The 13,477-nt window shown below is 40.0% G+C and carries 16 protein-coding genes and 1 pseudogene; 2 read left to right on the forward strand and 15 right to left on the reverse strand.

Translation table 11 applies throughout. From position 1 onward, the window contains the following. Nucleotides 1-29: 29 nt before the first annotated feature. From BTO28_RS15325 to BTO28_RS15380, 12 genes are all read right to left on the reverse strand, one after another. The gene (locus tag BTO28_RS15325) at nt 30-314 is read right to left on the reverse strand and encodes a gas vesicle protein K (RefSeq protein WP_076767856.1); all 285 of its coding nucleotides are present in this window, start codon (nt 312-314) and stop codon (nt 30-32) included. Continuing rightward, complete coding sequence (locus BTO28_RS15330; protein ID WP_076767903.1) at nt 280-558, reverse strand: gas vesicle protein; 279 nt, start codon at nt 556-558, stop codon at nt 280-282. Before BTO28_RS15330 ends, BTO28_RS15325 begins: the two co-directional genes overlap by 35 nt. Before the next feature lie 14 nt (nt 559-572). Continuing rightward, the gene (locus tag BTO28_RS15335; RefSeq protein ID WP_076767858.1) at nt 573-1,379 is read right to left on the reverse strand and encodes a GvpL/GvpF family gas vesicle protein; all 807 of its coding nucleotides are present in this window, start codon (nt 1,377-1,379) and stop codon (nt 573-575) included. A gap of 13 nt (nt 1,380-1,392) precedes the next feature. Further along, nucleotides 1,393-1,647: a gas vesicle protein GvpG gene (locus tag BTO28_RS15340; protein WP_076767860.1), complete on the reverse strand. Its 255-nt coding sequence runs from the start codon at nt 1,645-1,647 to the stop codon at nt 1,393-1,395. Next, nucleotides 1,647-2,414, reverse strand: coding sequence for a GvpL/GvpF family gas vesicle protein (locus BTO28_RS15345; RefSeq protein ID WP_076767862.1), 768 nt, complete (start codon nt 2,412-2,414; stop codon nt 1,647-1,649). The genes BTO28_RS15340 and BTO28_RS15345 overlap by 1 nt, the downstream gene beginning before the upstream one ends. A gap of 14 nt (nt 2,415-2,428) precedes the next feature. After that, nucleotides 2,429-3,349, reverse strand: a complete 921-nt coding sequence (gvpN, locus tag BTO28_RS15350) for a gas vesicle protein GvpN (RefSeq protein WP_076767864.1) — start codon at nt 3,347-3,349, stop codon at nt 2,429-2,431. A gap of 24 nt (nt 3,350-3,373) precedes the next feature. Next, the gene (gvpO, locus tag BTO28_RS15355) at nt 3,374-3,640 is read right to left on the reverse strand and encodes a gas vesicle protein GvpO (RefSeq protein ID WP_076767866.1); all 267 of its coding nucleotides are present in this window, start codon (nt 3,638-3,640) and stop codon (nt 3,374-3,376) included. A gap of 66 nt (nt 3,641-3,706) precedes the next feature. Beyond that, nucleotides 3,707-3,967 (reverse strand): gas vesicle protein GvpJ, encoded by a 261-nt coding sequence (gene gvpJ / locus BTO28_RS15360; protein WP_076767868.1) that lies wholly within the window; start codon nt 3,965-3,967, stop codon nt 3,707-3,709. A 27-nt stretch (nt 3,968-3,994) separates the two neighbouring features. Beyond that, entirely contained in the window at nt 3,995-4,459 is a 465-nt protein-coding gene (gvpQ, locus tag BTO28_RS15365) for a gas vesicle protein GvpQ (RefSeq protein WP_076767870.1), read from the reverse strand. Nucleotides 4,460-4,498: 39 nt separating this feature from the next. Continuing rightward, nucleotides 4,499-4,972: a YtxH domain-containing protein gene (locus tag BTO28_RS15370; RefSeq protein ID WP_076767873.1), complete on the reverse strand. Its 474-nt coding sequence runs from the start codon at nt 4,970-4,972 to the stop codon at nt 4,499-4,501. An 80-nt stretch (nt 4,973-5,052) separates the two neighbouring features. Continuing rightward, on the reverse strand, nt 5,053-5,277 hold the full coding sequence (gvpJ, locus tag BTO28_RS15375; RefSeq protein ID WP_076767875.1) for a gas vesicle protein GvpJ: 225 nt from the start codon (nt 5,275-5,277) through the stop codon (nt 5,053-5,055). Nucleotides 5,278-5,627: 350 nt separating this feature from the next. Next, the gene (locus BTO28_RS15380; protein ID WP_076767877.1) at nt 5,628-6,512 is read right to left on the reverse strand and encodes a LysR family transcriptional regulator; all 885 of its coding nucleotides are present in this window, start codon (nt 6,510-6,512) and stop codon (nt 5,628-5,630) included. A gap of 135 nt (nt 6,513-6,647) precedes the next feature. Between BTO28_RS15380 and BTO28_RS15385 the strand changes: the two genes are divergently transcribed. Continuing rightward, a complete protein-coding gene (locus BTO28_RS15385) occupies nt 6,648-7,838 on the forward strand; it encodes a coenzyme F420-0:L-glutamate ligase (protein WP_076767879.1) in 1,191 nt (396 codons plus the stop codon). A gap of 217 nt (nt 7,839-8,055) precedes the next feature. Here BTO28_RS15385 and BTO28_RS15390 read toward each other — a convergent pair whose 3' ends face one another. Continuing rightward, on the reverse strand, nt 8,056-8,820 hold the full coding sequence (locus BTO28_RS15390; RefSeq protein WP_076767882.1) for a hypothetical protein: 765 nt from the start codon (nt 8,818-8,820) through the stop codon (nt 8,056-8,058). Beyond that, on the reverse strand, nt 8,813-12,607 hold the full coding sequence (locus BTO28_RS15395) for a DEAD/DEAH box helicase (RefSeq protein ID WP_076767884.1): 3,795 nt from the start codon (nt 12,605-12,607) through the stop codon (nt 8,813-8,815). Before BTO28_RS15395 ends, BTO28_RS15390 begins: the two co-directional genes overlap by 8 nt. Nucleotides 12,608-12,937: 330 nt before the next feature. Here BTO28_RS15395 and BTO28_RS17950 point away from each other — a divergent pair. Then, nucleotides 12,938-13,003 (forward strand): annotated as a pseudogene (locus BTO28_RS17950) (hypothetical protein); the annotation flags it as partial. 93 nt (nt 13,004-13,096) lie between these two features. On the opposite strand, the gene BTO28_RS15400 reads toward BTO28_RS17950, so the two are convergent. Next, nucleotides 13,097-13,477 (reverse strand): sensor histidine kinase (locus BTO28_RS15400; RefSeq protein ID WP_144289495.1); only part of this gene is annotated, 381 nt, incomplete at its 5' end.

Below are 13,477 nucleotides of genomic sequence, written 5' to 3' on the forward strand. Positions count from 1 at the left end.
CTATTTTGATCTCCTCCTTTCCGTTTGTATTAAAGTAAGCTTCCTAAAGGACCAAGATCAATATTCAAATCTTCAGCATCCAGGCCGAAAATTTCTTTTAATTCTTCCATTTTTTCTTCCAAATTCATTAGCGCCTCCCCTAAATTTTCTATCTGCTCGTCTGTCAGAGATCCACCTTCTACACGTCTAATGGCATGTCTTTCAACAATTTGCCTCAGCAGCTCAATGACAGTTAAAACTAACTGCGCTAAACCATGTTCTGCATTTTCAGGATCCAAGTTAATTTTCCCATTTGTTTGGCTGGCTGGTTGCATTACTCAACTCCTCCCTCTGTCTATCAAATTGTTCTGAAGATACAGTTGTTGCGCGACTTCCCTCCTGAGCCTGAACAAGAGATTCTACTGAAGCAATTAGTAATCTCAGATCTAGATACACCAGGTCGACTCCTGCAATGGAAATCACTAAATCTGCTTTTATCGCAACACCCTTATCAAGGATGACATCCAAAATATCAATTAACGCGATATCCTTATTTTCTATCGATTCTTTTAGTGACATCTTCTTGTCCTCGCTTATGAAAAGCTTGAAAAATGGTAGGCTGGCCACGGTCCAGATGCCTCAAACTGCCACCCTGATTCCCTCATTTCCTTTTCGTATTGTTGGATTTGTTCCAGAAAATCCTCTACTTTAGATTCGGTAATAAGGTATACACCATTCCAAGTCATATTATCCTTTCTTCCTGTCACGTCATTACTCCAAGGTCTCTTTACGTTTCCCTTAAGGGCAAACTCTCTCAAATGCGAATGAATTTTTTCACTAACTTTGTTTTTCTCTTCTTCAAGCTCCGTTTCAATCACTTTGTCTAACTTTTTCTTTTCAAAAAACTGTTTCCCCTTCGGTAATTGACTAATTTCTTCCCTCTTTGCTTCTATTGTTGGGTTGCTCTGGCTCACTTGTTTTTTTAATAGCTGATCATCACAGTAAATCTTTAAATTCCATTCTTCATTACCAGCTATTAATGCAAATGTATTCATCATTTTAGATTCATTCGATTGAACAGCGGTTTCCAAGCTTGCTGAGTTATTATATAAAGTACAAAATTTCAATGGTATAATAGTGAAAATTTTTGATAGCTTCATTACCGTTTCATGATGGTGGAATGCTTTTTCTTGAAGCCATTCCATATTATTATTAATCTGCTCTTTAATACTTTCTTCCGAGTAATTTTCAGAATCAAGGTTACAAACAATGGCTGTTATCTTTCCTATAGGAAATGTATATACATCACCTATTCCATCGAAACCTTTTAAAGATGGACACAATTGTTTGGCTGCTTCCTTTGTCGGAATTAATCCATATAAATAAATTAGACTATCCATCTTCTCACTACCCTCATTTCTTCTTTGTCATCTGTTCCCATTGTTCCATTTCCATTCGTTTTGCTGCTTCGTATCTTATAAGTAATTCTTCTTCCTTCGCTTTATAAGCCTCTTCAGAAATTTCACCAAGCTCATACATCATTTGCAACTGAATAAGCTTTTGTTGAATGGTAGGAAGGTCGTACAGCTCTTTATCAGCTTCCTCTTTCACCTTTTCTCCGATTTTAATGACTAGGTTGATAGGTGCAGAAACTAATTTATGCAGCATCAGGCTTCCTCAACTTTTAATCTAATATTGATAAAGTTATATGCCGCCCAAGGGCCGCTATAGCTGAATTCGACCTTATCTTTCCATTTTTCATACGTCTCATTTACTTTTTGATCAAACTCTGCTTCTTTATCCCGATCTACCAAGAAGGCTCCATTCAAGAGCATTTTCTCACCTATTGGATCATTCTTTTTTGATGCTTGAGCTAACTCGTTTAATGGAATAAACACTTCCTGTTCTATCTCTTGCTGCAAAGAAGTAACTAGTTTTTGGGCAGCTCCGCCTAATTGAATTCTTTCATAGTAGCTGGCTGCTTCGGATTTTCCCTGAACTGCTTTAGCCATCTTTCCAATATTCGAATTCTCGCTAACCTGAGATTCCAGCCACTCTTTTTTTCCAATCACTTTCAATCCAAGTTCAATCTTCCCTTTTATTTCCGGGAAAAGTTTTTTGAATTGTGGATATAGATTTTCCAGCAGCACGCGCACATCTTCTTTCGAATGAAACACATTACCGAAACTAACAGGAATCACTGTCTCATTCTTCTTCATCACAAGAGAAACAGCACTTTGGTGCATCATTAAATTATTTTTATTCGGGTGATAAATTTTCATTGGAACCTCAGCAGCCACAATTGCCGAATCTTTATACTGGATCGTAAACAGTTCCCTTTTTTCACCTTCAATTTCTATTTCACCAAAGTGTTCATTCGTGTCCGTTTGGATCCCGCAAAAAATATAGATACCCATTGACTCTCCATGGCTCATTGTTAGACCCTCCCTCATTCCTCAATAACCTTCATGTTATTACATGCTTTTATAATCAAATTTTCTGCTGTTTTAATTGGTTCATCAGATTCTATACACCGGCTCACTTGATGACCTAATATGTCAATACATAAACGCTGAAAAGTTGAATCTGATCCTTCTATTGGAATACTTTCTTCTGCTGCCAATTTGGCAATCATTAATGATGCCCTCAGACTCGGTCCGCTATCCACTTTACATTCCTTGCGTAATTCAGCTACAAGGGTTGTAATGGCTGTGGCATAACTCTTATCAAGATCCACTTTTTCAGAAACAATAGCTGCCTCGCGATCTCGATCTTTATGATCGATAAAAATTGTAATGAGTCTATCAAGCAATGCATCTTGTGTTTGATAGACGCCCGCATATTCATCAGGATTGCTGGTGAATATCACGGCAAAGTCAGGATGGACACGGACAAAAGGTTCCGTTAGCTTTGTCCCGTATAAAGGGAGGATTCCTTCTTCTAAAATGGATAAAAAGATATTATTAGTGGCTGGCTGTGAACGGGTAAATTCATCATAAACGAGAGTGTATCCATTCTTTACCGCCTCTAATAAGCGCCCATCCCTCCATGTCTCAGTCACACTTTCCTCTCTTTTGTAAACAGAACGAATATAGTTATCGACAACTTTTTTACTCGTATATCCGGTAAAGTCACCAATTAAATCTTTATTGTTCAATTCATGGTTACCGTGAATGAGCATGACGGGTTTGTTTCTTTTTTTTGCCAGAGCAAGAGCTATAGAGGTTTTTCCTGTTCCAGACGGGCCTGTAAAATGAATTGGATAGCCAGCTTTCAAGTATTGTAATGAGCGGGAAAGCAAGTCTTCTGTCTTTGCGTCTTGTACAATGGCTTTTGAATTCTTGTTGATTTTTTTCATTAAGACCGTCACTCTTTTCCCTCCTACTCCCACGTCCTACACTTCTTGATTGATTGAACTTCTATAACGGATGTCCCGTCTTTTATAGGATGTAACATCCTTTTCCTGATTTAGATAAACATCATACACGCCCAGCATTTCATCTTTCGCATACTTTTTCATATATTCCTTTTCCTCAATAACTTCCACAGTCAGCTTCCAGCCATTGTTATCACTTTCTTCTACAGAGGTAATTTTATGAATTGGCGCTACGTATTCATTGAAAAAATCCGTAACACTTGCAATGATTTTTTTAATTTCCATGGTGGCCTCCTGCTAAAGCATGGCAGGCCAGGATTAGTTTAGTCCTGGCTGTGCCTTCTTTTACTTCTAGATACTAAAGCGCGCATTTCTTTCATTTGATTGAACGGCAAGTCCGTTTTCTTCCACCTCATCTCGAAGTAATCCGACAGCCTCCGCATAACGGAGCCAAGTATCCACACTGGCAATTACCACTCGGGCTTCAACTGTTAAAATTTCAATACCGACTACTGAGACCCTTACAAATGCGTCGATTACAATCCCTTTATCTAAAATTCTGTCAATAACCTCAGCCAAGCTTGAACTATCTGTACTTTTTTGAACTGTCATTCTTATAATCTCCTTTCATCAGGTCATTTAAGAACCTATTGTTTTAATGTCATTTGAGGATCGAATGTTCTCTGGGCCTTTAATTTTGGCAGCACCTTTAATATCCTTGGACGTTTTTATATTGCTAATGCCTTTAACGTTTTTGACCCCCTTAACTTTCCGGTCATCATCTTTATTTGCAGAAGTGACCTTCCTTTGAAATTCTTCCCCGCCTTCAACAACTTTCCCCAGCTGTTCACGGGCTGAGAGTAAAACCCTCTTGGTTTTTTCTTTTGCATCTCCTGTTTTATCATGGACCTTACTAGCGAAGTCGTCTCTGGCATTCTCTAGGTTTTCGGTAAATTCATTTGCTTTTTCCTGAATATGCTCCACTAATTTCTCTTTTGCTTTGTCTGCTACTACTTCTGTTACTTTTTCTTTTAATGGCTCCGGAGTATGTTCAATCGCATTTTTTGCAGCTTTTCCAACTGCTTTTTTTACACGTTTGTCCATCCAATCACCTCCCCAAATTTGCAGAAAATAGATTTCGCATTATTTGGAGTCCACCAGGTCATTCAGCATTTTTTCTATTTTTTGAAGGCGCTCATTTAAATTTTTGTTCTCTTCCTTAATCTCTTCGATCCTTGATGGTTCACCTGAGTTATCGTCTAGTTCCTTTTTTGGAGTCAGCAACCCTTCATCAATTTTACTGATGTAACCCGAAGCCAATTGTCTAATGCTCGTTTGCGCCTGGTCAGTCAGGAGTTCCTGGGCCGTTTTTCTAAATTCTTGGGCCGCAAGCTTTACAAATTCAGATTCACCTAAATTTTTCAAGACTTTTTTGCTCGTTTCTGGATTGGCAAGTAAACCAATCCCTGCTCCCGCAACGCCGCCGATTAATGCCAGATTTATAGAATAATTAGCGCCGTCCCTTTTTTCTTCAGTTCGCATACTATTTTCGGTTTCCTCGTTTTCTTCCTTATTCTCGATTACTTCCATCTTTTCATTTACTTCCTGAGTTTTCATTTTTATACTCTCATCCCTTTTTTAATTGAATTCATAACTTCTTCATTTAAAAAATCAATTCCTCATGTTTATTTTGCTCTCTATTGGTAAGCTTCCTCTTGTACTTCATCTCTTAATAGTCCAACGGCCTCAGCGTATCTCAGCCATGTATCGACACTGGCAATCACCACTCGGGCTTCGACCGTAAGTATTTCTATACCTACAAGTGATACCCTTACAAAAGCATCAATAACAATTCCCTTATCAAGGATTCTGTCAATCACTTCCGCAAGACTGGAACTGTCTGTACTTTTTTGAACACTCATGTTTTTATCTCCTTTCAAATTCTCTATACAGCGTGGAGGTTATTTGAAAAATTTTATCTTGCGGGTTTGGTATGTATATACCTTCACTATTTGAAACTAAACGAGGGTATATTAACCATTTATACTAATTCATTCATCTGTCAGTTCTTCTCTCTGAACTATATTAGAAAATGATAAGTACCTGGTTTTTAAAAGTTTTATATAAATAAAAAAAGAACATGGAGCTCCATGTTCTTTCCGGGATCAACTATTATGGTTCTAAACTTTAAATTTTATTGGAAACATTTTTCTACCATAAGGCATTCTAATTCCGCTACTTATGAATGCATTTTAACTGATTTTTTACAAATTTAGACGTTATTTATACTTTCTACAAACTTTTTGGCAGCACGTGATAACGGAATATTTTTTAAATAGCATATGCCAATACTCCTTTTTGGAATTTCCTCTACTAGCGTTATCTCGTATAAATCCCTTCTTTCTAAATAATCCCTTGAAAACTCTTTTATGACACACGAAATACCTAAATTTATTTTTGTAAATTCTAAAACTAAATCAAATGAACCAAGTTCAAACACAGGTGAAACATGAAAGCCCCTGTTTTTAAAGAAATTTTCCACAAACATTCGTGAATTTGATTTCTTTTCTAAAAAAATTAGCGGCATTCCTAATAAATACTCTAAACTAATCGGTTTTTCCGTTATTTTTTTATATTTTTCTCCGCAGACAAAAATATCTTGAATTTCCTTACAGGGGATGACTTGAAGATGTTCATCATGGATTGGTAAATTACATATTCCCACATCTGCCTTTCCTGTTTTTATAAAGTCACATATTTCTGTTGTGGTTCCATTTAATATATTTAATTTGATTTCAGGGTATCCTTTATGAAATTCTTCTAAATAAGGTAATAAAAAATAGCGAGAGATGGTATCTCCAACCCCGATACGTAATTGCCCAGTCTTTAATGTTTTAAATTCTAACATTTTATCTTCTGCGGCATTAATCATTCCTAAAGCTGAGTTAATATGCTCATTTAATAATATTCCTTCATTTGTTAATACAACTCCCCTTGATGTTCGATAGAAAAGAAGTATTTCTAATTCTTTTTCCAACTTCGAAATAGCTTGACTAACAGCAGATTGTGTCATATATAGTTCCTGTGCAGCTTTAGAAAAACTTTTATTACGGCTAACGACGTTAAATATACGGTATGAATCTAATTTTCCAATCATATAAGTACTCCTTATATCAGATATAATAAATATTAATTTTACTTATATCACTATAGAAAGGTATAGTAAACACATAGTGTTTGAACATTAGTACATAAATTTATATAGAGTGTACTCGATTAGGAGAGATTAAAATTGACAAGAGCAGTTGGAACAGTAGTACGCGGGCTTCGCGGTCCAATCATCAACCAAGGAGATAATATAGAACAAATCGTCGTTGATACGGTATTAAATGCTGCAAAAAGTGAAGGATTTTCGATTGAGGATCGCGACATTGTAACAATAACTGAATCAATTGTCGCTCGTGCACAAGGAAACTATGCGACAATTGACGATATAGCAGCAGATATAAAAGCAAAATTCGGTGACGAAACAGTTGGTGTCATTTTCCCAATTCTTAGCCGTAATCGATTTGCTAACTGCTTACGCGGGATTGCAAAAGGGGCAAAGAGTATAGTCTTAATGTTGAGCTATCCATCAGATGAAGTAGGGAACCACCTTGTAGATATCGACGAACTAGATGCTAAAGGCATAAATCCATGGACAGATGTATTATCAGAAGCTCAGTTCCGTGAACATTTTGGTTATATCCAACATCCATTTACAGGTGTTGATTACATCGAATACTATAAATCCCTGATTCAGGATGAAGGTGTAACTTGCGAAGTTATTTTCTCAAACAATCCAAAAACCATTTTAGACTATACAAAGAATGTCTTAACTTGTGATATTCACTCTCGTTTCAGAACAAAACGCATTTTAACAAACAATGGTGCTCAAAGAGTATTTGGACTTGATGATATTCTTTCAGAATCAATCAATGGCAGCGGCTTTAATGAAGCTTATGGTTTACTTGGATCAAATAAAGCAACGGAAGACAGCGTAAAACTATTTCCAAACAACTGCCAGCCAATCGTTGATGGGATTCAAGCAAAAATCAAAGAAGCATCAGGTAAAACCGTTGAAGTTATGGTTTATGGAGATGGGGCATTCAAGGATCCAGTCGGTAAAATTTGGGAGCTTGCAGATCCAGTAGTATCTCCTGCCTACACTCCGGGACTTGATGGTACGCCAAACGAAGTAAAATTAAAATACCTGGCAGATAACAACTTCTCTCATCTTCGTGGAGAAGAGTTAAAACAAGCTATTTCTGAATATATCCAGAACAAAAACGAAGACCTGGTTGGTGCAATGGAAGCACAAGGCACTACACCTCGCAGACTAACGGACCTAATTGGATCATTATCTGATTTGACTTCTGGCAGTGGGGACAAAGGAACACCAATGATCTATATCCAAGGTTACTTCGATAACTATACAAAATAAGATCAGTACAAAAAGGATGTCTCCTAAATCAAGACATCCTTTTTTACTTTCATGATTAATAAACCCCATTTACTGCAGCTGCTTTAGTACTTCGCAAGATCCAGAAGGAGAAATAAAACCTTACTTTATGTCTGTGTTTAACAAAAAAAGCAGAAAAGCTTATACAGCTTTCCTGCTTTTTTTGCTTTAGCAGCTCTGAGAATGAACACTGGCGTTTTTACTCAGATAATTCGGCGGCCGCCGCCCATTTTTCCCGCCATTCCACCCGTTCTTGCTCTTCTACTTGTGTTTCAAGAGTATCATCCCAGCGTTCGAGCCAGGTATTCCATACGCGTGCGTAGAAAATGTCCTGTTCTTTATTGTACATTCGAAATTCCAGACAGGGAACCTGTTCGACCATCCGCTGATCGAAGCTCGTTACGTCAGCCACTACCGTTTGAAAGCCGTTTTCCTCCAGCCTATTTTCGTTCTCGGAAAGAACCTGCAAGATTCGGTCCGCTTTGATAGAATCATGATGATTTGCATACCGATAAAGCGGCAATTCTTCGTCTGTTCCGGGAACAAGCTCGGTTATAGGCGGCCAAAATTCATCATGACCCGGGCTGTAAAATAGTTCTGTCCACTCTTCTGCCATTTCTTCATCAATGATGCCTGTCTTCAGCTGCTCATTCCCTTTCTGTGTTAGCTTGTAGATTTCTTTTTCCAGCCGGATCAAACCCATTCGCTGCATTTTTTCGATTAAATCCGCAATGAACAGCTCCTCTACCAGCAGCATTTCGGACAAATTGGCTGCCCGCCGGATATCGGCCTGCTCAAATACAAGCAGCACCATTTTCATAAGAATATCCATTTTAGAACGCTTTACCCGGTAAAATGCCACATCAAATGTTATGACTGGCAAATGCCACATAGCCAACTCCTTGATTTGAACAGCTGGATTCTCAAGCAAGATGGCGCGTAAACGTTTTGTTAACTTATCCATGCAGTTTAACCTCTTCCAGCGTTCGGAGCCCATTTTGTTTTTTGGCGGCTTCCAATACGTGCGTATACATGTGTCTGGTATCCTCCTGTTTCGTCCGCTCGGTAAACATCTTTGTACTGCCGATTAATACGAGCAGCTCTCTTGCTCTCGACAGCGCAACATTCAGCCGGCGGTAGTCTTTGGCGAAACCGATATCATCCTGTTTATTTTGGTGATTGCGCACCATGCTTAACAGAATGACATCCATTTCCATGCCTTGAAACCGATCCACTGTTCCGGTGCGAATCGTCAAGTGGCGCAAGCGAAGCTCCTGATGAATCAAGCGGTCAATCCTTTTCACCTGCTCCCCGTAAAAACTGATTACTCCAATGCTTTTTTTCTCATCAGCTTTCATTCTTCCAGCTTCCTTTGCCTGTGCCGATGCTTCATCCAATTCCTTCAGTAAAGCACCTATTTCCCTCAATTCGGCCGGGTTATACAGACTTTTTCCGCCTTTCATTCTTTCTTCGAAAAACGCAGGCTCGTTCGGCATATCCAGCCATAATAGATGATTGTCCCGCTGTATGAGTGTTGATTCGAGCAAGTGATCCCGTTCAGAATCAGAATCGGTCAAACCGCAGCGGAGCTGATCATTTTCCTGCTCATAAAACGGCGTAATGGCTGCCATAATGTTTTCATGCATCCGATACTGGATTGCGAGCATCGTTTTATTGCTTTTCGGCAGGTTTTTAAACAACCGTTCAAACAGCGATTCTTTTAACAGCTTTTTTAATTCCGATTTTCCTTCAAAGTTTTCACTTTCATCCGCCATTTCCTGCAGCGTCTCTTCCAGCGTATCGTTTCCTAAAAGAGGAGGCAGCTGATGATGGTCGCCGACTAAGATGATTTTTTTTCCTTTCAGCATTGGCAAAAGAAGTTCCGGCGGGGTTGCTTTTGATACTTCATCAATGATTACCACGTCAAAACCTGGGTAGCTGTCGATAAAATCTTTGCGTGCAGATGCCACACATGTCGTTCCAATTACGTTGGCATGCTTTACATAAAGCTTCCGGATTTCATCCAGATCGTGGTCATTTGCTTCTTCCAGCAGAGAAAGCCACGTCCCTTGGATTGACTGGAATAGCGGCAATTTCTGCCTTTCCTGCTTTAATGACTCCCGAGTAAAAGAAAGACTCGCCAATTGCTTTAATACCTTTTCATGCTCCCGTTCCGGCTCTGTAGACAAGATTTTATTTAACGGTACTTGTTCTTCTTCCTTCTGGTGTATCGTGGTATGCAACTGTTTTAAGCGCCCTTCAATTTGTTCGAGTTTTTGCTCCGCTTCCTGCAGCTGAATGGTTTCTTTTGCTCGTTTTTGGCTGTTTATTTCAACCCGGTTCTTCACTTGCTCAAGATGCTCTTTTTTGTTCTGCAGTTCAAGCGATTCACCTTCTTTTTGATGAAGCATTTCTTTTGCATTCGGAATTTGTTCCGATGATGCCATCATTTCCTTATGCTTGTTTTGAAGAGAAAGAAGCTTGGTTCTCTGCTCTTCCATTTCCCGCAGCATCTTATGATAAGACATGGTGTCTTCACGCTTCTTTTGCTGAAGCTGCTCTATCATTTCCTGCTTAAGCATCCGAAATGCTTCCTGTGCCATTTTTTTATACGTTTCATACGGCTTTAACCGTTCCACTCTTTTCCGTACAAAGTGTCTCCTGCGATACAATCCTTCAAGATATGGAAATAGCATCTGAGGATAGATGTTTGATGTTCCTTTTAATTTGCTTCTCAGTTCATCCAAAAATTGATCAATTTCCACTGCGGTATAAACAGATGACCCGTTCATCACACGCTGCTGCAGCTGGCTAATCGATATGCGGTTCCGAACGAGGAGCTGTTCAACATATAAAATCGCTTGGTTCAGTTTGTCATGATATTTCTTTAATTTTTCTAGCTGACTTATTTCCCCACGAACTTCCTCCAGTTCTTGGATTAACCGCTGAACGCTGAATGGCCGTTCCATATTTTGTTCAAGCATAATCCATTTCAAGCCGTCGATTTGTTTGGCAGCTTCGACTTTTGCCGTTATAGCATCCATCTGCTTCACTGCCCCGGCCCATTTTTCACATTCTGCAGAAACTTGTTCGATGGCTTGTTTTTTTTCATCAATCTCGTCCTCCAGCTCCCGACAAGCGACGCTTTGCTGGAGTCGCTGAATGATTTGCCTGTTAGCATCCCACTCTCTTTGAATCGTATCGCTGTCCGGCTCATCACGAAGAAAGGTTTCGTCCTCTTCAATGGATGCATTTAACGAATGAAGAGATGCCCCGATCTCCTTCATGAGCTGCTGTACGGTTCGCTGCTCCTGGTCGGCCGCATGCAATTCCTTTTTTTGCTCATCGATCATAGACTGGATTTCGGCAACCCGTTTTTCCGCTTTCTTTTTCACTTCGATCTCGGCTACCACTCGTGCAAGCACCGGCTGAAGCTTCTCTTGTTCCCGTTCATTCGCCGCCCATTCGTCTTCTATTTCTACTATTCTATTTTTGCGCGTTTCATATTGAGCAGAGACTTCTTTTAACGTATGGTCTTTCCAATACTGCCCTACATTTTCTTCAATGAACTTTTTGCCTTCTTCTTCAATACTTTCCGTGCGCCCCACTCGAAGAATGCGAATGTCTTTGTTCGCCAGCAGCCGTCCAAGGGCATTGTCTACCGCCAAATTCGACTGTGAAGCGACGAGTGTGCGCAGCCCCGCCTTCGCATTTTGCAGGCAAATTTCAGAAATGACCGTTGTTTTTCCAGTTCCAGGCGGGCCTTGAATGACGTACAAGTCTTCCGCAGACATCGCGCCTATAACCGCTTCCTTCTGAAATTCATTTAATCGATTGTAAAACTGCGGCGTGGCTTGCTTTTTCGGCACTCGCACCGGCGGCTTGTTTTCAAACAAAAGGCGTTCAAGCTCCGGATTCGCAGCCAGTCCGTTTTCTAAATGCTTAAACCCTTGCCGAAGTCTTTTTACCTGGCTCAATGTCGCAAAATTGCTGAAGACGGCTTCTTTTGGATTCACGTCAAGCCGCTGCTGACGGGCCCGTTCTTCCATATAACCGTGCAGTTCCACTTCAACCGTGCGAGCGGTACGATTTGATTTCACTACCTTGCCAATATCCTGGTCAATCCCTTTGAGTTTAACGCTCAAATCTTTGAGTGACTTCCATTCCTTTTCACCGAGCTGGCAGCCCGTGATCGTCACCCGGCTGAAATCACCATTGAACGTAAGCCCCGAATAGCGCGTTGTCATATCTGGAATATCAGCATAACGCTCCTGGATCTTCAAATAGCCTTCCCAGCTCGCAATACGCTTTTTCACATACGCTGAACTTTCCTTCGCAACCGGCATTTCGTGAATCAAGTTCAGCAAATCAAGCGGAACCGGACTCTCCCTCCGAACGTTTAAATCAAACGTTACATCCACCGGGCGGCGCCAATTTGTCTGCACCGTTGTTTGCGCCGCTCTTGTTGTCACATTCGTTGCAATAAAACGATCCTTCTCCACCACACAATGCAAAACGGCCACAAGTCCACTAAACTTCTCGGCCATCCGGGCATTTGCCTCATTGTCAAAGAACAATGCGGCCGAAAGAAGGCGATCCGCCGCCTGCGGATACTTTTCTATATAAACGCGATACGATTTCTCCAATGAAAAAAACGAGTGCTCATCCAATCCGAGCTCCCGCATCTTGTCCTTTGCTTTATTCGTCAACGTTACCGGACAACGATATGTCGTCATATGTTTCTTTATCATGTGTCCACCTGCTTTAGTCAGCACTAAAAAGTTTTTGAATGGTTTTCATCCAACTGAATTATAGCATATTGTGCATGAGCTTTTAGCAGGACCAAGCTCTTTTATGTAACTTAACACACCCATTTATCCACCTTTACAAACTTTTAACGAATAACTCCAACTAAGGGTTAACTGCCTTTCTTAAATTGAGTTACGAAATAGAATCCACATGAGTGGCATGTGAAACATCCTTCAATAGTGATAACCCTTTATTATTCTAACTTTTATTACTTATTTAGCCAGGCTTCTAAGGTTGAGCAAGCGATAGATGAATACATATAGTTTTATAACGCGGCAAGATATCAGAAGAAACTAAAGAACCTTTCTCCAATTCATTTTCGAAGAAAGGCGATGTAGGGTTTTTAAAGTGTCCACTTGACGGGGGTAAGATCATTACTTATGACAGTTAAATTGAATCAATCTATATATCCTTCTTCAACTAATGTTAGTTTAAGTACCCTTAGGCTGACTATTTTGCACGATTGGAAGTGCAATCGTAAAACTAGTCCCCTTATTCTCTTCACTTTTCACCTTAATTTCTCCGCCCATGGCTCTAACAATGCTATAGACGACCATGGTGCCAAGCCCAGTGCCTTTGTCTTTTGTTGTGTAAAAAGGCGTTCCCAACCTCTCCAGCTGCTCCTCGCTCATCCCTGTTCCGCTGTCGGTGACACTTAGCCATGCTTCGGAGCCCAATTTCTTTAAAGAGACACTTAGCTGTCCTCCTTCAGGCATCGCTTCAATCCCATTCTTGATTACATTAATCAAACATTGATGAAGCTTGGCTGCCTCTCCGGAAATGTACAAATTTTCCTCCCGGGATACTTTAAT

It is taken from the genome of Domibacillus epiphyticus (genome assembly GCF_001975785.1).
In the GTDB taxonomy this organism is placed as follows: Bacteria; Bacillota; Bacilli; order Bacillales; family Domibacillaceae; genus Domibacillus; species Domibacillus epiphyticus.

Excerpts from the sequence above, each read along its gene's own strand:
- BTO28_RS15370 (WP_076767873.1), bottom strand. The coding sequence starts at position 4,972 with ATGAAAACTCAGGAAGTAAATGAAAAGATGGAAGTAATCGAGAATAAG.
- gvpO (WP_076767866.1), bottom strand. The coding sequence starts at position 3,640 with ATGGAAATTAAAAAAATCATTGCAAGTGTTACGGATTTTTTCAATGAA.
- gvpJ (WP_076767875.1), bottom strand. The coding sequence starts at position 5,277 with ATGAGTGTTCAAAAAAGTACAGACAGTTCCAGTCTTGCGGAAGTGATT.
- BTO28_RS15345 (WP_076767862.1), bottom strand. The coding sequence starts at position 2,414 with ATGAGCCATGGAGAGTCAATGGGTATCTATATTTTTTGCGGGATCCAA.
- BTO28_RS15340 (WP_076767860.1), bottom strand. The coding sequence starts at position 1,647 with ATGCTGCATAAATTAGTTTCTGCACCTATCAACCTAGTCATTAAAATC.
- BTO28_RS15325 (WP_076767856.1), bottom strand. The coding sequence starts at position 314 with ATGCAACCAGCCAGCCAAACAAATGGGAAAATTAACTTGGATCCTGAA.
- BTO28_RS15395 (WP_076767884.1), bottom strand. The coding sequence starts at position 12,607 with ATGATAAAGAAACATATGACGACATATCGTTGTCCGGTAACGTTGACG.
- BTO28_RS15330 (WP_076767903.1), bottom strand. The coding sequence starts at position 558 with ATGTCACTAAAAGAATCGATAGAAAATAAGGATATCGCGTTAATTGAT.
- BTO28_RS15390 (WP_076767882.1), bottom strand. The coding sequence starts at position 8,820 with ATGGATAAGTTAACAAAACGTTTACGCGCCATCTTGCTTGAGAATCCA.
- BTO28_RS15335 (WP_076767858.1), bottom strand. The coding sequence starts at position 1,379 with ATGGATAGTCTAATTTATTTATATGGATTAATTCCGACAAAGGAAGCA.
- gvpQ (WP_076767870.1), bottom strand. The coding sequence starts at position 4,459 with ATGGACAAACGTGTAAAAAAAGCAGTTGGAAAAGCTGCAAAAAATGCG.
- BTO28_RS15380 (WP_076767877.1), bottom strand. The coding sequence starts at position 6,512 with ATGATTGGAAAATTAGATTCATACCGTATATTTAACGTCGTTAGCCGT.
- gvpJ (WP_076767868.1), bottom strand. The coding sequence starts at position 3,967 with ATGACAGTTCAAAAAAGTACAGATAGTTCAAGCTTGGCTGAGGTTATT.